Below are 18,215 nucleotides of genomic sequence, written 5' to 3'. Positions count from 1 at the left end.
ATGAATAATTAAGCCTGCACCAGCTCGTTTGTCCGTTGACGGTATACCTGCGCTGCGGTATAAAAAGATTCTGCCTGTGCGAAATAAGACTTTGCAAAGCTCTCCGTAGGCTCGTTCGCGTTAATCTGTAACACTACTGTTTTAAAGTCAGGCTCGAAGCTGAATTTACCAGTAGCTACAAAGTGTTTGTCGAAGTCATTGATGATACCTATCTGTGTGTTACCACTGATCGCTTCGCTCAGCAGCAGCGCTTTGGCGCCCTGTACAAAGGAAGAGTAAGCGTGGTAAATGCCATCCGCATAGGCGCCGCCGGCCAGTGCTGTGCTGCTCAGTTCCAGCTTTTCTTCTGCTTCAAGCAGCAGGGTAGCCACCAGGTCGATAATAACGCCTGCGCACTCTCCTACTCCAATGGCAGTAGCGTAGTCCTGTGCCTGTCCCCAGTCGATGAAATCAGCCGCAGTGAGGGTGCTCAGGTCTGCCAATGGCTTCAGCAGTTCGTAGAAATATTTTTCTGTTTTACGATCGTAGTATTGGTTAAACAATTCGTGCTCCCCTCCGTTGATTTCAAAATCGTGCAACAGGCTGCGCAACACGTCGGGACCACGTCGGCTAGGCACTTTAATTACTTTATCTGCTACACGTCCATCGCCGTTACCTACGATACCGCCCCCCAAAAGTACCTGGAGAGCCGGCAATACTTTACCGCCACTCTTCATGGAAGAGCCGTGGAAGCCGATGCTGGCAATACCATGTTGACCGCAGGAGTTCATACAGCCGCTGATTTTGATTTTGATATCCTTATTATAGATCAGGTCCGGGAATTCTTCTGTGATCACATCTTCCAATACTTTAGCCACTCCTGTGCTGCTGGAAATACCGAGGTTACAGGTGTCGGTACCCGGGCAAGCCGTGATGTCAGCAACACTGTCGAAACCGGCATTCGCAAAGCCTGCAGTTTCCAGTACGCTGAATACATAGGGCAGATTTTCCGGCAGTATGTATTTCAACAGGAGTCCCTGGTTGGCGGTTACCCGCACGTCGTCTGCAATAACGGGCCGCAGTGCTTCGATCAGCTGGCGGCTGATGGCAGAGCCGATATTACCGAGGGTTATTTTAACGTAGGCGCCGTAATAACCTTTTTGTTTCTGCTCAAAAACGTTGGTAGTTTTCCAGGCTTCGTACTTTTTAGGGTCCTTGATGGAATATGCGGGAATAGTACCTACCTGAGCGGGTTGGGTAGCTACCCAGGCGTCTGCATCGATAGGTACGCTTTTCAGTTTTACTGCTTTATATTCTTCTTTCACCAAACGTTCAAATTCTTCCATACCAATTTTCTGGATGAGGAATTTCATGCGGGCTTTGTTCCGGCTGGTTCTTTCACCATAGCGGTCAAATACGCGCAGTACGTTTTCAATATAAGGAATGAGCTGGTCTGTTTCCAGGAATTCATATACTGGTTTAGCCAGGAAGGGTTGTGCGCCTAAGCCTCCGCCTACCAATACTTTGAAGCCACGCACTTCTTTACCGTCGATGATTTTCACTTTGGGAATCATACCGAAATCGTGCATGAAAGACCAGGCGGTATCTTTATCTGAAGAGGAAAACGAGATCTTTATTTTACGTCCCATTTCCTGGCTCACCGGGTTACGCAGAAAATAACGGAATACCGCGTCTGCATAAGGTGTTACATCAAATGGCTCGTCAGGATCGATACCCGCGCGGTCGGAAGCGGTTACATTACGTACCGTGTTACCACAGGCTTCGCGGATGGTGATCCCATCCTGCTCCAGCTTGGTCCACAGTTCCGGCGTTCTGTCGAGGCTAACGTAGTGGATCTGCACATCCTGGCGGGTGGTCAGGTGCAGGTTGCTGGTAGCATATTCATCAGATACTTCAGTAATGCGGTTCCATTGTTGCAAAGTCATTTTACCATAGGGCAGTTTGATACGTATCATTTGCACACCTGGCTGGCGTTGCCCATATATCCCTCTTGCCAGACGAAGGCTGCGGAATTTTTCGTCCGTGATATTCCCTTCGCGGAACTGGCGAATCTTTTTCTCCAGGTTTATGATATCCTGTTCAACAATTGGATTTTCGAGTTCTGTTCTGAAGCTTTGCATAAAAAGTATTTTCAGGTGGTGGTAAAAAGCAATTTTCTAAGCGGGGATAGTTGTTTTCTATAAAAACAAAAAGCCCCCGGGGTACTTTCGGAGGCTCGTATAAAGATTTACAGTAAACTGATCACTGGAATTTCCCATTACACGCGCCCCGCAGGTGTTGTGTTACAACAGCTACATCCATTATTTCTACGATATGACACTCCATTACCCATATTCCCTATAATTTTAGTAGAGTAATACAAAGATAGAAATGCAGCCCATCTTTCCAAAACTTTTTTGGGAATTGAATAAGCCCCCAAAAAGGGGTGGAATTAGCAATGGGCTGGGGCTGGATGAAAAAAGCAGCGAAAACACAATGCTGTAGCCCAATCCGGCAGCCGGTGGAAGTATAAACCTGCAGCGAGCCAATAACCAAAATTTATCCGGTATAACTTATTGTTATAGGAGAAGGACATGACCGGTGCCCTTTCGCTTGATTCCACTGTGATCTGGCCGCATATCTTCTTATCTTTGCCGCGCATAAAAAAGGGAATTTCATGATAGATACGGTAATATTTGATATGGATGGCCTGTTGATCGACTCTGAACCGCTGTGGGGCATTGCGATGCGGGAAGTATTTTCCACCGTGGGCGTTAGCCTATCGCCTGAACTGACGCATCTTACCACGGGTTTACGTACCAAAGAAGTAGTAAGTTACTGGCATAGCTATTATAAATGGGAGGGCAAATCCCCGGAACAGGTTGTCAATGAAATCATTGACAGCGTAATTGCCAAAATCATCGCCACCGGGCAACCTATGGAAGGGTTACATTACATTCTTGGGTATTTTAGGGAGAAAGGGTTCAAAATGGGACTGGCTTCCTCCTCCCCGCTGCGCCTGATCAATGCGGTGTTGGATCATTTACAGGTAAAAGACCGCTTCCAGGCCGTATATTCTGCCGAGTTTGAAGATTATGGTAAACCTCATCCGGCGGTATACCTGGCCTGTGCCAAAGCCCTGGGCAGCGATCCGCTGGATTGCCTGGCATTTGAAGATTCGGTGACCGGTATGACTGCTGCAAAGGCTGCCCGTATGACCACCGTGGTGGTACCGGAAGCCCATAACAGGAAAGATCCCCGGTATGCCCTGGCCAATATGCAGCTGGACTCCCTGCTGGAATTTAATGACGCCAAGCTGGCCCTGCTCACGAAATAGTTTTTGGAAGATGATATTTTGTTGATCATCTTTACGCGCGCAATTGACGCCAAAAAACCAATATGAAAATCATAGATCTATCCAAAACCATCGCCTACAACAAACAGGATCCCTGGTTCATGCGTATCAAAATCAAGCACAAAACGCATCGACAAAGCAAAGGACTGATCCGTTTTTTCCTGGGTCTTCCTGCAAAGCTCTTCCCTAAAGGATTTGAAGGCTGGGCTGATGATAAAATTATCGGCATGGGCGTACACGCCGCCACCCACATCGATGCCCCCTGGCACTATGCGCCCACTGTAAATGGGGCACCTGCCAAAACCATCGATGAAATTCCGCTGGAATGGTGCTATGGTAACGGGGTAGTATTGAATATGACCCACAAAGCAGATTTTGAACAGATAACAGTGGCGGATATACGTGCCGACCTTGAAAAGAGCGGCGCCGTAATTACTCCTGGTACCATTGTGCTCATTCATACCGGTCGCGATAAATACGTTGGTACCAAAGAATACGCGATGAGGGGCACCGGTATGAGCGCAGAAGCCACCCATTGGCTGATAGACCAGGGCGTAAAAGTAATGGGAATAGATCAGTGGGGATTCGACCTGCCTTTAAAATATATGGCGCAGCAAGCCAAACAACTTCAACGGGACGATTATTTCTGGCAGGCCCACCTGGTAGGACAGCAAAAGGAATACTGCCATATGGAGCAGCTGGTTAACCTGGGCACATTGCCGGCATTTGGGTTTAAAGTGAGTGTATTTCCGTTGAAAATAAAAGGAGCCAGTGCGGCGCCGGCGAGGGTTGTGGCGATATTTGAGTAAAAAACTGTTTTGCCTTTAGGAGTATATTCGGAATCTCTTATCGCAGTACGCACAAGGTCTTAAGAAGGATTTTAATGCTACTTTTTTTGGGGCTATCATCTAGCTAGGATGCGATCACCTGGCTATCCAACTTTTCTAATTGTTCTTCATCTATTCGGAGATCTTCAATCAAGAAACCCCTGGTCTGTTTGATACTGCGTAAGTTAACGCCACTGGTAGTGATAATCTTGTCACAAACGGCTTTCTCAAGGATTGCCATCTGAGCGCTTTGTCCGGAGCTGTGATCTGCGATTGTAATACCAAAACTATAATAAGATAGAGGAATATGCTGATAACTAAATCTTCCAACAGCTGAACTAAAAGTCTTGTTACTTTCTGTTGTAACAGAAGTTGTTTCGTGTACCCGTTCCGGTATCATTCCGTAATAGGCTAAGGCCGATTCCAGTGAGACATAACTGGGACCGTCCAGATGGTTTGCCAAAAGAAAGGTTCCGGGCCTCGTCTACGAAATCCGTTTGTCAAATTTTCATATAGACATCGGAAATTATCCGATAAAATGCCCTTTTTGGCAGGTCTGCATTTAAAAAAAAGCTCCGGTATTACAAGCACGCATTAATATTCGTTTCTTATATAGAACATCAAAAAATAATACTGCCAATTATAGTGAGCCTGCGATCGAACGCATTCTATATCAGGCTTTCAAGTAACAAATTTCCATCAATATGGAATTTGTTGTGCATGGTTTTAAGAACTTCTGTGTTAGGAGACTTACTACCGTGCAATAATTGATTGAGAAACCCCTTTGATATACTTAATTCTTCCGCCAACGTACTCTGATTCATTCTTCTGCTTTTCAACAGATATTCAATAATATCAGGGAATCGAGGTTTCAATGGCATAGGATAATGAATCGCCTCCCATGCTTCTACTGCTTCTGCTAACAGATTTAACTTCTTTTCCTCTTCAATATTCAAATTTGAAAAGCCTTTTTGGTAAAGTCCTTCAATTTCAGCCATCGCAGAAAAGTATTCCTGTTTAGTCGCTATTTTCATATTAAATATGTTATCCTTCTTTATAAACTCAGCAAGGTTTTATTCTTATTATGTTCATCATACTCTGCATGCGTCAGTATTGCGCGAATATATACGAGCTGTGTGTTAAAATGAATACCTGCTACTAACCTATAGTTGTTACCTCCAATATTGAAAACATACAAATCACCACCAACATAATCCACTGAGCCAGCAACCTCATTTTTTAACTCATTAAAGTTGCGGCATTGCGCCTTCTTGATCTTTCTACACCAATCATTTAGCGATGTTGCCGATACTGGATGTTTAGCCTCAAATGCGTAGATAGGAGGCATTGATATAATGCGCATTCTCTAACAATTTTAATTTTATCATGTTTTTTAAGGCTATCTAGAGTGATCAATGTAACCGCAGACATTGATAAGCAGCTGCGTTTCTGCTTTATACTTCGTTTTCAAATGTAAATAAAATTTTACAGTTGTAAATAAAGTTTTTATTTGAAAACTTTCAGTGTAACAAAACATTATGTTTGACACTTCTTTGGGATCACTGTTAGCACTAAAAATGTCTTGAAACATTACGTAGTCTATACTCATTAAAACCAGGCCCCGTACTATGCTTTCTCGACTTACCCAATAAAAAATCCCGCCCCGAATTACTCGGAGCGGGATTTATTATTTAACGAAACTTAAACCTTATTGTGCACTTTTTTCTTCGCCACCTTCAGATTGTTTCAGTTTTTCTCTCAGTTCAGCTAAAGCACCCAGATCGCCTAAAGTAGCTTTTTCAACTTTACCCTGGATGTTTTTCACAGCCTTACGGGTTTTGTCAGCTTCTTCTCTCTTCTCTTTCACGATAGCTTGTTTTTCTTCCGCCTGAGCTTTTTCCCAAACGCGGGTGTGAGAAACCAGGATACGTTTTTCGCTGCGATCGAATTCGATGATCATGAATTCTTTCACGTCTTCAACGTTGATTGGTTTTTCGTCTTCTGTTCTCAGGTGACGTGCAGGAGCGTAAGCTTCCAGACCGTATTGCAGTTGAACAGTAGCACCTTTATCATCTTTCTTCACAACAGTACCTTCGTGTACAGAGTTGATCGGGAAGATAGTTTCGAAAGTGTTCCAAGGATCTTCTTCGATCTGTTTGTGACCGAGGCTCAGTTTACGGTTTTCCTTGTCAATACCCAGGATAACTACATCTATTTCGCTACCTACTTTAGTGTACTCAGATGGGTGGTTGAAACGCTTGATCCAGCTCAGGTCAGAGATGTGGATCATGCCACCGATACCGGTTTCCAGTTCAACGAACACGCCATAAGGAGTGATGTTTTTCACGATACCTTTGTGACGGCTGTCAACAGGGAATTTAGTTTCGATAGTAGACCATGGATCTTCTGTCAGTTGTTTGATAGACAGAGACATTTTACGCTCTTCTTTGCTCAGGGTAACTACCACTGCTTCGTATTCTTCGCCTAATTTGAAGAATTCTTTAGCGTTGATTGGAGTAGAAGCCCATGAGATTTCAGATACGTGTACCAGACCTTCCACACCTGGCATAATTTCCAGGAATGCACCGTAATCTTCGATGTTTACTACTTTACCTTTTACTTTAGCACCTTCAGTGATGGTAGCTGGTAAAGTATCCCACGGATGCGGAGTCAGTTGTTTGTAGCCCAGGCTTATGCGACGTTTTTCGTCATCGAAGTCAAGCACAACAACGTTGATTTTCTGATCCATCTGCAGTACTTCGCTCGGATGGGAGATACGGCCCCAGCTGATATCGGTGATATACAGCAAGCCGTCCAGACCACCCAGGTCGATGAACGCACCGAAGTCGGTGATATTTTTGATAGTACCTTCCAGCACCTGGCCTTTCTCCAGTTTGCTGATGATATCCACTCTTTGTTGTTCGATATCGCTTTCGATCAGCGCTTTGTGAGAAACAACGGCGTTGCGGATGGTTTCGTTTACTTTCACCACCTTGAACTCCATAGTTTTGCCTACAAACTGGTCGTAATCGGTAACTGGTTTCACATCAATCTGAGAACCTGGCAGGAATGTTTCCATACCGTATACGTCTACGATCAAGCCGCCTTTGGTTTTGCTGGTAACAGTACCGGTAACCACTTCGCCTGTTTTGTAAACTTCCACGATTTTTTCCCAAGCACGTTTTTGACGAGCCTGTTTACGGCTCAGGTGCAGGTTACCATCGCGGTCTTCTTTTTCTACTACCAGCACTTCCACTTCATCACCGATCTTCAGACCTGGTAAATCACGGAATTCGTTCAGAGAAATCAAACCATCAGATTTGAAACCGATGTTGATTACTACGTCTGTGTTGGTTAAACCTACTACAGTACCGGTCAGCAGGCTGTTTTCTTCAAACACCTTGAAAGTACCATCGTAAGTAGCATCGTACTTAGCTTTTTCTTCTTTGCTGTAAGAAGAAACATTACGTTTGTCAACGCTCCAGTCGAAATCGTCGTGTGCAGTTTCAACTTTCGCCACAGGCGCCTTTGGTGTCGCTGTTTCTACTGCTGGTGCAGCAGCCTGTTGTTCAGCGTTTTGTTCGTTAGGAATGATGTTTTCGCTCATAAAAAATTGAAATTTTAGCCCGGAATACCCGGACTCCCTGTTTTATGGGACGGCAAAAATACGAAAAATTACCCGTTTACCGACATATTTATTGAAGAAATAGCCTATTGATGGTAGAACAGACCGCAGTTTTCAGATATTTTTAAATTGTATTATTAAAAAATACACTACGTCAATATTTTAGCCTGCATTTTCCTGGTAATTTTTTCTAAAAAAAGCAACCAGACTGCCAATTGATTGTTGATAAACATAGGGAGCAAGCTGCTGTCCACCTGCGGTCATGCAGCTTATTTTTCCATCATCCAAAATGTTAATTTGTATACCGAAATCCCGGATTTTATTTTAATTTGTGTATATGAACGGGACCTCTTTTCAATCGGATATTCGCTATTGGCTCAGGCAAGGTAACACAGTGAACCATTTGCTTTTCTGGAATATTATCGTTTTCCTGGGCATTAATATTATACATCTTATTGCTTTTCTGACCAAACAACCTGGTCCTTTTATCTGGACGTATGATCAACTGGCCATTCACGCTCCCCTGAGCGCTTTCATATTGAAACCATGGGGGCTTATTACCTACATGTTTACTCATGAACAGATATTTCATGTGCTGTTTAACATGATTAACCTCTACTGGTTTGGCAACTTATTCCGCGATTTCCTGGGCAACAAACGGGTGCTCCCCTTATACCTGTTGGGCGGGATTGCCGGTGGTTTGTTGTATCTGCTGAGCGCCAGCTTGTTTCCCGGTTACATGGGCTATACCATGATAGGCGCCTCTGCTGCGATTATGTGCATACTTGTGGCTGCTGCCACCCTGATGCCCAACTACGAAATAGGCCTCATGTTCCTGGGAAGCGTACGGTTAAAGTGGCTGGCACTGGCATTGGTATTACTGGGATTGATTTCTATTCCCAATGGCAACATTGGCGGTTTGATCTCCCATATGGGTGGCGCCCTGCTGGGCTTCTTCTATATACGCATCCTGCAGGCCGGTACCGACCTCTGTAAACCGCTGATCTGGGTATTTGACGCCAGTACCCGCCAGGAACAAAGGAAGGCTGACCGGAAGTTTAAACCCAAAAAATCACCACTGAAAGTAGTCCGGAAAACAGATGATAGCAGCCAATCCCGCCTGGATCAGCTACTGGATAAAATCAACGAAAAAGGCTATAACAGCCTGAGTGCTGAAGAAAAAGCCTGGTTAGACAAAGTGAGCAAAGAAAACTGATTAACTTTGTCACTCAATTTTCCGTCATTTAACACATGAAAACATTTAACGTTCCGGTGATATATCGCAGTCCGCTGATCAGCGCCATTAAAAACCAGCGCAAACAGCAGGACCGCATGAAAAAGGACTTTACCCCTACTGAGCTGGATTTTGGCCCTATCAGGATTCTGCTGGCCCGCCATTTCGGCTTTTGCTATGGTGTAGAAAATGCCATTGAAATCGCCTTCAAAACAGTAGATGAAAACCCTGACAAACGCATTTTCCTGCTGAGTGAAATGATTCACAATCCACATGTCAATAGCGACCTGCTAGACCGGGGCGTACAATTCATCATGGATACTGCCGGTAAACAGCTGGTACCCTGGGAAAGCTTACAGGCAGATGATATCGTTATTATTCCTGCTTTCGGTACTACCCTGGAAACGGAGAAACAACTCGCTTCCCTGGGTATAGAGCCGTTGAAATACAATACCACCTGCCCTTTTGTAGAAAGGGTATGGAATAAGGCAGAACAGATTGGTCAGAAAAACTACACCGTCATTGTACATGGTAAGCCCAAGCATGAAGAAACACGGGCTACCTTTTCTCATAGCCAGGCCGGTACTCCGACCGTAGTCGTAAAAGACATTAAGGAAGCTGCATTACTGGCCGACTTCATCAGTGAGAAAAGAAATCCCGAAGAATTTTACACCTTATTTGAAGGCCAGTATTCTGCCGGATTTGATGTTACAAAAGACCTGCAACGGGTGGGGGTTGTGAACCAGACCACTATGCTGGCCACAGAAACTCAGGCCATCGCAGACCACATCAAACAGGTCATGATCAGTACCTTTCAGCTGACAGACGCCAATGTGGGCGAAAGATTTGCAGATACCCGGGATACCCTCTGTTATGCTACCAATGATAATCAGACCGCCGTTACCGGTATGTTACAGGAAACTGCCGATCTGGCCATCGTAGTAGGTGGTTATAATAGCTCCAATACTTCCCATCTCGTGGAATTATGTGAAGAAAAACTGCCTACCTATTTTATCTCTTCTCCCGAACATATATTATCGGCAGATGCAATTCAGCACTGGGATTTTCATCATAAGCAAACCATCAACAGTAATCAGTTCCTTCCCAAAAAAGACCAGGTAACTATCCTGCTGACCAGTGGCGCTTCCTGTCCGGACGCGCTCGTAGAAGGGGTGATTCGGCGGTTACTGTCTTTCTTCCAACTGGAGCATAAGGCAGATGAACTGGCAACAGTCAATGAATCATAAACACATCTAACTAACCGTATATCAACATATAAAACAAAAAAGACACCAGAACGGTGTCTTTTTTCTTTGGGGCTAATCACGCTAGTAATGCAGAGTATAAAATCTTTATATGGTGTTAATATTGAAATCGTAATTCAAAAGTAGTTTATCTATCATATGCCTGCAATAGCCATTTATTATATGGTAGTTAATTTCCTGTAACTGGTATGAAAACGTATAAAATCGGAGTGCTTCCCGCTAAATCCCTTGTAAATCATTACTTAGAATTGCATGGCCTTCTTTAAAAAGTCCGCTTTACGCCGTCGGGACACCTCTACCTGGGTACCGTCGCTCATCAGCGCAAAACCGCCTTCTCCCTGGATATAGGACTGCATTTGCTGCATATTGATGAGGTGAGAATTATGGACCCGGAAGAAATCCACGTCAGACAATAATTCCTCAAATTCTTTCAGGGGACGGGATACCATCAGGTTTTTCTTATCGGTAAAGAAAATGCGGGTATAGTTGCCGGTAGATTCACAACGCACAATGTTCTGTACCGGCATAAATACCAGTCCATTGATAGTAGGTAAAGCTATTTTCTTATGGGTTTGTTGCAACGTTTTCATGTTCTGTAAAAACACATCCATGGGTGATACCCCACCTGTTTCCTTCACTCCCCGGTTGTTTTTCTTCTCCTTACATTTTTCAAGGGCATCCTGTAGCTCCTTAATACTAAAGGGCTTCAGCAGATAGTCCAATGCATTGAACTTAATCGCTTTTAAAGCATACTGCTCGTACGCGGTGGTGAATATTACATCAAAATGAACTTTTTCAAATAGCTTCAGGAGTTCAAATCCGTTTTGATAGGGCATTTCCACATCAAGGAATACGAGATCCGGTTGCAGTTCATCTATCAGCCCTTTGGCTTCTGCCACGCTTTTGGCCCAGCCTACGACATTCACACCTGGGCATTTTTTCTGCAGCATTGTTTGCAGTGCATCTATGCAGTGCTGCTCATCATCTACGATGATAGCTTTTAGTTCGCTCATATAAGTAGCTTTTAGCTATTTAGCGTTTTACAGTTATGATTGTTGGTTGTCTGTCGGTATCTTAAAATATAAATTCTGCCGGCAATACGATGGTTACCCGGGTGCCGGTTGCCTTTCCTGACTCGTCTTCCAGGTCGGTTACGGTTACTGTTGCCTCTTTATTATTAATTTTTCTTATCAGGTCTATCCTTCCTTCTGTTACTTTCATGCCCACCGAATTATGCATACGCCCTTTCCGGTCTTTTATTTCCATTGCTTTCTTTCGTCCAATACCATTGTCGGTGATGGTACATACCAGGCTACGCTTTTGCAAGATAATACTGATATCCAGTAATCCCTTCTCTTCTGACAACTTATGTACGAGGCCGTGCCAGATAGCGTTTTCCACATAAGGTTGTAAAATCATGGGCGGGATCAGTACTTCTTCGTCATTTATCGCTGTATCTATCTGAAATCTATATTCAAAAATACCATTACAACGCAGGGACTCCAGGTCGAGGTAAAGTCTTAACGACTCCAGTTCCTTATTAAGGGTTACAAAGGTATGTTGCGTATTATCCAGGATCAGGCGCATGAGCCGGGAAAACTTGGTAAGGTAGTCAGATGCTTCTTCCTGGTTATTACTCCATATATACCGGTGGATAGAGCTGAGGGAGTTAAAGATAAAGTGTGGGTTCATCTGGGAACGCAGCGAGCGCAGCTCCAGCTGTAAAGTTTGTTTATTGGCCTTCAGGTTACGGTGACGAATATAGAAAAACCCGCCAACGATGGCCATCAGGAGAAAAGCTGCCAGGAAAAAAGAGATCGCCACATTCCGTTTAGTACGGAGTGCTCCCAGCATTTTATCATGTTCCAGGGTACGAATCTGGTTATCCTTCCGGTCTACTTCATAGATGGTCTGCATCTGGGTCAGGGCCATGGCCGACTTTTCATCGAGGATACTATCTTTATACAACAGGGATTTATCTACTGCTTCCAATGATTTTTCAAAATCGCCGCTTTCCTTATAATCTTCTGCCAGGGCCTTGTAGGCATCCATCAGCATTGATTTGAATCCCCAGAAAGTGCTTACATCGATGGATTGTTGAATATATTTCCTGGCTTCTTCATGTTTCGCCTGGGCGCCCAATAGTTTGCCGATGCTGAGGTAACTCTCTGCCACATGCACTTTATCATCTACCTGGTCATTTACTTCGAGTGCTTTTTCCAGGTAATACATAGCGGCTGCATAATCCTTTTTTTCTTTATAGGCCGCTCCCAGCGCGTTGTAGCAAATGGCGATCCCAATAGGCCGGTCCATTTTCAGGTTCATATTCAGGGAGCGTTTATAATATTGGATGGCCAGGTCCAGCTTCCCCTGCCCCTGGTAGGCATAACCCAGGTTTCCCAGGTTGATGGCTACTCCCAGGTCGTTATGGCTTTTTTCTTCCAGCGCCAGTGCGCGGTTAAAGTGTTGAATGGCATCTGCGTATTTTTCCATAGTAAGCTGGATATTGCCGATGCTGTTGGTGGCCACGCAAATATTCCTGATATCGTTGATCTGCTCGGCCAATACCAGGGCTCTCATATGATAATCAAATCCTTTCTGAAGTTTATCGAGCCGGCGGCAATCCACCCCTGCATTGTTGAGAGAGAAAACAATCAGGGAAGTGTCTTTCGCTTCTTCTGCCGCTTTCAGGGCTTTCTCGTGGTAGTCTTCCGCAACAATATAGAGCGACTTATTTCTTTTGCTGGTACCGATTTCGTTATAGGCACGGGATATTCCCTGGAAAAACCTGAGTTGCTGGGATAGGGTAAGCGCCTCCTGCCAGAAAGGATTGTCCAGTTTATGATTATCAAAGTAACGGGCATTTTCCCCGCCTTTTTTAATCAACAGCGACACTTTTGCCGTGTCTGCACGGAGCTGGCGAACGGAATCCAGCAGCCGGTATGTGCGCAGAGAGTCCTGGGCTCTCGCTCCCAAACAGGCTCCCAGCAGGAGCCAGCACAAAAAACATACACCTTTAATAGACATTGGCTGGTCTGTGTGACTACACAATTTAAAAAAGAATTACGAATAACTGCCGGCGATTTCAGCACATATGGGGTGCTCGCCACAAGTAAGTTCGGCTGACTATCCAGGCTGATTAAAAAAGCGAAAGGGCGAAAGAATTCGCCCCTTCTTCCTATTAACCGAATACACCTACTGAAAATATGGAATAGTCATGGCAAACCATGCCATCCCACATTACCTTTACTGTTTGTATGCAGCACCTACGCTGCCACAAACCGGATTTTTATAATATACGCTATCAGCTAGTCGGTTAATAGCAAAGGCTCCTTGTGGATATAGCTAGGATAAGACTTTCCCCGTGTACGATATATATAACGCGTCTTACGCACTGTTTCAATCTGTCTTATTCAGTTCACAACAACACGCGTCAACCACACGATTGACTCCATTCAAAAATTACCTAAGCAGTATTTCTCAGGGAGGATAAGGTTGGTTATATGCATAGCATCTTAAAAAGACACTTGCCGGGCATGCAAATAAAAATTATTGGAAATTCGGGAGGATGTGGAAAAAAATTATTGGGATGCTGGCCATATTGCGCCATACCGCAAATGTATAAAAGAATTTCAATAAAAGAAAATAATATTTTGTCAGGAGTGCGCCATGATAGCATCTTCCACCCATTGCATCACTAAATCGAGTTGATCTTCGAGGTTTAAGTGGCTGTTATCCAGGATAATAGCATCTTCAGCCTTACGAAGCGGGCTAATTTCGCGGTTGGCATCTATATAGTCCCTGAGTTCGAGGTTTTGTTTCACTTCGTCCAGGGTAATATGTTTATTTTTCTCGTATAATTCTTTAAACCTGCGCTGAACACGGATTTCTATCTCCGCAGTCATGAAAATTTTGAGTTCGCCGTGTGGGAATACCACTGTGCCAATATCGCGGCCATCCATTACGATGCCTTTACGGACACCCATTTTCTTTTGCTGGGCTACCGCAAAATCGCGAACTTCCTTTATAGCCGCTACTTCGCTCACTTTTTCGGCCACCACCATTTCCCGGATCAGGTGCTCTACATTTTCATTGTTCAGGTACATTTCACCTAAACCGGTAAGGGAGTTGATCACAAAATCCAGGTGAATATCTTTAAGGGCTGTCGCCACTGCTTCGTGGGAAAGCCAGTCAATACGGTTTTGAATAAAATAAAGGGTCACTGCACGATACATAGCGCCGCTATCAATGTACGTATAGCCCAGCTTCTTAGCCAATTGCTTAGCTAATGTACTTTTGCCACATGATGAGTAGCCATCTATCGTGATGATTATTTTTTTCAAAACTATCTATTTAAATAAGAACCTGTTAATAGGGAAGAACGCTACAAAATTGAGGGAAATCTCTGAGAATAGCAAACCAATAACAATTGGGTATCCCATTTTGACATAACTGCCAGCATGAGATACCCAAATAGAATGGTTACCGGGTTACAATTACTTTACAGGTGTAGGCCAACTTCATAGTGTCTTTATGATAAATGACCAGGAAATAGACGCCGGAAGGCAGATCCCTGATATCGATATCCATATCTGACTTCACTTCATACTGACGCATTACCTGGCTCCATACATCGCGCATTTGGAGCAACATAGCTCCCCGGATGCCACGGAGCTGAACCTTAAACGTACCATTGTTGGGGTTCGGGAATACGTTGATCTGCACAAATGGCGGCACAGCACGCACTTCAGAATACACCACTTTGCCATTCAGTCCTATTGCTTTTATACGATAATAGGTCCAATCGTCGTAGTCATTAGGATCCTGCCAGGTATAGCCGAGCGGCACACTACTGTTACCATTGACGGCCTTCGTGAGCACCACCCCGATTTTTCGGAAAGTTTCCTCTCTTTCATAACGGCGTTCCACCTCAAATGCCATATTGCGCACTTCCCGGAGGGTGGTCCAGTCCAGCTGCACCATTACCGGCGCAATCCTGAACGCTTCAAAGTTGAGGAAGGTGACCGGCTTCACACTACCTATCAGAGCTGTCTTCGCGAAAAACTCGTTGGTCCCCAACGCGTCGAAATGCCGCAGGTGCATAGTAGCGGGGGCTAACATAGGACTGGTGGTGAGTGTACCTGCTAAAGGCTTATTGGGGATGACTGTTAACTGATCCCATACCCCTGTCACAAAGCGGGTAATAAAGCTACTGTCGCGGGAAGAGGCGTAGGCAGGTAGTTCGCTCGCATCCATATGTTGCAGGATAACATCCACTTCTCCCCCACTATTATCTTCCCGGCGGATGTTCCAGGTTTTGTTGACGAAGCTGTCTTTATATGCTGCTCCCCCCGCTGCTACGGTAAATACGCTATCGTATACACGCGCACCAATCATATCTGTAGCACCGGTGATCAATACCGCTGCGGGAGCATAACTGTTTTCGTCGGTGCCTACCGGGAATACCACTTTACCCGCAGCATTGTTAATAGCGGCACGATACAGTAAACCGCCGGCAATACCGTTGCCAGTGACAACATATTGTTTGTCGCTGTAACCGGTAATGGTGCCGGGCGATTTATCGCCGACCTGCAAATTCCATCCATTGAGATAAATATGCCCGCTGGCGAAATGCAGGTTATTCCTGATTTTCAGGTCACTTAGGTCATCCAGCAACAAGCCGGATATATTGTTCAGTTGCAGGTTAGGAAAGCTGGGCCCGGCTTTGGTAATAAAGCTATAGCCACCGAATATCTTTTGCTGTGTTGTATTGGAAAAGACAAAAGTACCGCCGGTGCCGGAGTTGCCATCAGCACTTTCATCGGGCAACGTAGCTCCGTTGCCGTTAGTCCATAATTTACTGAGGAAATAAAAAATGCTGTTAGGATTAGATCCGAGCTTACCATTGTTGGTCATATCAGAGAAGATGCCCACGTTGGTATTACCGGAGAGCCACACGGTGGCGCCGGTAGGGATGTATACGCCTTGCTGGGCGGAACCGTACTCCGCCAGCAATAAAAGAGCCGGTATAATATATAGCTTCTTCAACAACATTTCTTATTGGATAACAGTAATATCGAAGCGTTTACCTGTTCCGGTCAAAGAATATGCACCGCCAGTTGTATTAACAAAAATCGCAGTCACGGTATCATCTGCACTCACTCTTGAGGAGATCAACCGAAGATTAAATGGAAAGTCAAATCTTGGGTTTATAATAACATTTCCGCCCAATGTTCCGTCGATACCTGTGACCGTGAATGTTACCGTAGTGGTTGCCGTAGTACTATTTGGAATACTCGTAGTTACTGCATTAACATTTACCGCTCTGTATACGCCATTTAATACCGTTCCACCGGTTCCGATTTTAGCGGTACCTGCTACATCCAGTAAGGCAGCTGGTGTATTTGTTCCTACCCCTACGTTTCCCCCGTTCTGCAAAAACAAGCGGTAGTCTTTTACATTGGTTTCCACAAAATTTAATCCGCCCCCCAATATATTCCAGTGCCATTTGGGGACGCCATTTGCATCTTCAAATGCCAATACATCATTACCATTTGCTCGTATTATCAGTGGGTGACCATTAAACTTTGTAGCATTATTCATGAGCGTTAAGGTATATGCAGAAAAATCTGCTCCACCACTTTCTGCAGCAGTTTGACCTCTTGATCCCCTGAAAAGTTCTTTGCTATTATATTTCACTACCATATCAACAGCATTCGTCGTTCCCAGGAACTGTGTGCTGGTAGCGGCATTACCACCTGTTAACCAGTTGGTGGTAGCGGGGTTATCTGTTAAAATTACGTCGCCGGAGCTATTGATAGAAAGTACTTTAGAAGTTGCTGATGTTGGTGTGGCTGTTGCCAGGTTTGTTAACCGGAGCCCGGAAGTACTGGTAGAGAAAGGTGCTGTGGTGGACGGAGGCCCCGCAATTTCTACTTTATTCACCGGAGTATTAGTGCCCACTCCCAACAATGACTTTGTACCGTCCCAGAACAACTGTGTATTATTTTCGGAGATTACATCGCCAGTCCCGACATATGGCACAGAACCAGGCGTCAATCCCTTTACTGTCAATGTACCGCCGATGACGCCGTTTCCTGATATATTAAAGTTGGAAGCAGTTTGGGTGGCAGTAGTATTTTGAATATAGGCGGAGGAGTTAAAAGCTTTGGGAGTCCAGCTTCCACCAGTAAAGGTGAAGAGGTCGCCCTCATTGGGAGTGGTGGTTAATATGCTTTTTCCCTGAATTTGATTAGCGTTCCAGATTGCATTGGTATTGTCTGCCTTGATCGTCCAGGTTCTGTCGGCCGACAGGTCAGTACCTACAGGAGAAGCTGCAACGCTGCTAATCCCTGTACCAGCTTGTAATGTTAATTTTCTTGAAGCGTCTACAAATGAGGGGGTAATATTCACCCATTTGCTGGTGGCGCCCTGGTATTGCAATATTTGTTTATCGGTGGGCGTAGTGATCGTCACATCTCCCATCTGGCTAAGGTTATAATCGCCACTGGCCGGTCCTACGGCGCCTGTGCGGCTATTGAAGCTGATTACGCCGTTGTTGCTAATCGTATTTCCGGCAATCCCGATACCTGTGCCGGCTGTCAGGATGGAAAAGTCTATTTTTTCCCACCCGGTTGTTTTCTTAAGGTATAGTGCTTTATCATCTGTTATATATACTAGCATACCCTCGGAGGCGCCATATAAGGCTCCGCCGGAAAGGATTTGCGCTTTTATAACACGGGGGAGTAAAAATCCTTGTTTGTCACTGTTAAGCTCCAGCAACGCATTTTTATCCAGCAGGGTGGGATTAGTACCCAGCTTTAACTGTTGTGCCAGCAAACGCTGATTGCCCAAACAAAACAGCATTACAGCACATACTTTTACAAGCCCTTGCAGCTTCATACATCATCATTTAAATAAGCACGAAAGA

14 protein-coding genes are annotated in these 18,215 nt (G+C 44.8%); 4 read left to right on the top strand and 10 right to left on the bottom strand.

Annotation, left to right across the window (positions count from 1 at the left end; all coding sequences use genetic code 11):
- Positions 1-8 precede the first annotated feature (8 nt).
- Positions 9-2,120, bottom strand: coding sequence for a nitrite reductase (locus tag HGH90_RS14730; protein ID WP_168762178.1), 2,112 nt, complete (start codon positions 2,118-2,120; stop codon positions 9-11).
- A 536-nt stretch (positions 2,121-2,656) separates the two neighbouring features.
- Between HGH90_RS14730 and hxpB the strand changes: the two genes are divergently transcribed.
- Together hxpB and HGH90_RS14720 are read left to right on the top strand one after the other, a co-directional pair.
- Positions 2,657-3,316, top strand: a complete 660-nt coding sequence (hxpB, locus tag HGH90_RS14725) for a hexitol phosphatase HxpB (RefSeq protein ID WP_168762177.1) — start codon at positions 2,657-2,659, stop codon at positions 3,314-3,316.
- 62 nt (positions 3,317-3,378) lie between these two features.
- Positions 3,379-4,143: a cyclase family protein gene (locus HGH90_RS14720; protein ID WP_169191408.1), complete on the top strand. Its 765-nt coding sequence runs from the start codon at positions 3,379-3,381 to the stop codon at positions 4,141-4,143.
- A gap of 103 nt (positions 4,144-4,246) precedes the next feature.
- On the opposite strand, the gene HGH90_RS14715 is transcribed toward HGH90_RS14720, so the two are convergent.
- The 4 genes from HGH90_RS14715 to rpsA all read right to left on the bottom strand — a co-directional run bounded on the left by HGH90_RS14715 (position 4,247) and on the right by rpsA (position 7,768).
- Positions 4,247-4,402, bottom strand: a complete 156-nt coding sequence (locus HGH90_RS14715) for a hypothetical protein (RefSeq protein ID WP_168762175.1) — start codon at positions 4,400-4,402, stop codon at positions 4,247-4,249.
- 427 nt (positions 4,403-4,829) lie between these two features.
- A complete protein-coding gene (locus HGH90_RS14710) occupies positions 4,830-5,195 on the bottom strand; it encodes a helix-turn-helix domain-containing protein (RefSeq protein ID WP_168762174.1) in 366 nt (121 codons plus the stop codon).
- A gap of 20 nt (positions 5,196-5,215) precedes the next feature.
- Entirely contained in the window at positions 5,216-5,524 is a 309-nt protein-coding gene (locus tag HGH90_RS14705) for a type II toxin-antitoxin system HigB family toxin (protein ID WP_168762173.1), read from the bottom strand.
- Positions 5,525-5,869: 345 nt separating this feature from the next.
- Positions 5,870-7,768 carry a 30S ribosomal protein S1 gene (rpsA, locus tag HGH90_RS14700; protein ID WP_168762172.1) on the bottom strand — a complete coding sequence of 633 codons (1,899 nt, stop codon included), beginning with the start codon at positions 7,766-7,768 and terminating at the stop codon, positions 5,870-5,872.
- A 355-nt stretch (positions 7,769-8,123) separates the two neighbouring features.
- Here rpsA and HGH90_RS14695 point away from each other — a divergent pair, with 355 nt between their 5' ends.
- Entirely contained in the window at positions 8,124-9,002 is an 879-nt protein-coding gene (locus HGH90_RS14695; protein WP_169191407.1) for a rhomboid family intramembrane serine protease, read from the top strand.
- Between the two features lie 35 nt (positions 9,003-9,037).
- Entirely contained in the window at positions 9,038-10,267 is a 1,230-nt protein-coding gene (locus HGH90_RS14690) for a 4-hydroxy-3-methylbut-2-enyl diphosphate reductase (protein WP_168762170.1), read from the top strand.
- Between the two features lie 260 nt (positions 10,268-10,527).
- Here HGH90_RS14690 and HGH90_RS14685 read toward each other — a convergent pair whose 3' ends face one another.
- From HGH90_RS14685 to HGH90_RS14665, 5 genes are all read right to left on the bottom strand, one after another.
- Entirely contained in the window at positions 10,528-11,298 is a 771-nt protein-coding gene (locus HGH90_RS14685; protein WP_168762169.1) for a LytR/AlgR family response regulator transcription factor, read from the bottom strand.
- 61 nt (positions 11,299-11,359) lie between these two features.
- Positions 11,360-13,312 (bottom strand): tetratricopeptide repeat protein, encoded by a 1,953-nt coding sequence (locus HGH90_RS14680; RefSeq protein ID WP_169191406.1) that lies wholly within the window; start codon positions 13,310-13,312, stop codon positions 11,360-11,362.
- A 629-nt stretch (positions 13,313-13,941) separates the two neighbouring features.
- Positions 13,942-14,628, bottom strand: a complete 687-nt coding sequence (gene cmk, locus HGH90_RS14675) for a (d)CMP kinase (RefSeq protein ID WP_168762167.1) — start codon at positions 14,626-14,628, stop codon at positions 13,942-13,944.
- Positions 14,629-14,767: 139 nt separating this feature from the next.
- Positions 14,768-16,339 carry a T9SS type A sorting domain-containing protein gene (locus tag HGH90_RS14670; RefSeq protein WP_168762166.1) on the bottom strand — a complete coding sequence of 524 codons (1,572 nt, stop codon included), beginning with the start codon at positions 16,337-16,339 and terminating at the stop codon, positions 14,768-14,770.
- A 3-nt stretch (positions 16,340-16,342) separates the two neighbouring features.
- Positions 16,343-18,187, bottom strand: coding sequence for a hypothetical protein (locus tag HGH90_RS14665; protein WP_169191405.1), 1,845 nt, complete (start codon positions 18,185-18,187; stop codon positions 16,343-16,345).
- Positions 18,188-18,215 lie beyond the last annotated feature (28 nt).

It is taken from the genome of Chitinophaga sp. Ak27, from assembly GCF_012726295.1.
Classification (GTDB): Bacteria; Bacteroidota; Bacteroidia; order Chitinophagales; family Chitinophagaceae; genus Chitinophaga.
The sequence above is the reverse complement of the archived record's forward strand: the minus strand, read 5'-3'. Positions and strand labels throughout refer to the sequence as shown.

Bases quoted from the DNA above. Each gene is read 5' to 3' on its own strand.
- HGH90_RS14730 (WP_168762178.1), bottom strand. From the start codon at position 2,120: ATGCAAAGCTTCAGAACAGAACTCGAAAATCCAATTGTTGAACAGGAT.
- hxpB (WP_168762177.1), top strand. From the start codon at position 2,657: ATGATAGATACGGTAATATTTGATATGGATGGCCTGTTGATCGACTCT.
- HGH90_RS14720 (WP_169191408.1), top strand. From the start codon at position 3,379: ATGAAAATCATAGATCTATCCAAAACCATCGCCTACAACAAACAGGAT.
- HGH90_RS14715 (WP_168762175.1), bottom strand. From the start codon at position 4,402: ATGGCAATCCTTGAGAAAGCCGTTTGTGACAAGATTATCACTACCAGT.
- HGH90_RS14710 (WP_168762174.1), bottom strand. From the start codon at position 5,195: ATGAAAATAGCGACTAAACAGGAATACTTTTCTGCGATGGCTGAAATT.
- HGH90_RS14705 (WP_168762173.1), bottom strand. From the start codon at position 5,524: ATGCGCATTATATCAATGCCTCCTATCTACGCATTTGAGGCTAAACAT.
- rpsA (WP_168762172.1), bottom strand. From the start codon at position 7,768: ATGAGCGAAAACATCATTCCTAACGAACAAAACGCTGAACAACAGGCT.
- HGH90_RS14695 (WP_169191407.1), top strand. From the start codon at position 8,124: ATGAACGGGACCTCTTTTCAATCGGATATTCGCTATTGGCTCAGGCAA.
- HGH90_RS14690 (WP_168762170.1), top strand. From the start codon at position 9,038: ATGAAAACATTTAACGTTCCGGTGATATATCGCAGTCCGCTGATCAGC.
- HGH90_RS14685 (WP_168762169.1), bottom strand. From the start codon at position 11,298: ATGAGCGAACTAAAAGCTATCATCGTAGATGATGAGCAGCACTGCATA.
- HGH90_RS14680 (WP_169191406.1), bottom strand. From the start codon at position 13,312: ATGTCTATTAAAGGTGTATGTTTTTTGTGCTGGCTCCTGCTGGGAGCC.
- HGH90_RS14670 (WP_168762166.1), bottom strand. From the start codon at position 16,339: ATGTTGTTGAAGAAGCTATATATTATACCGGCTCTTTTATTGCTGGCG.
- HGH90_RS14665 (WP_169191405.1), bottom strand. From the start codon at position 18,187: ATGAAGCTGCAAGGGCTTGTAAAAGTATGTGCTGTAATGCTGTTTTGT.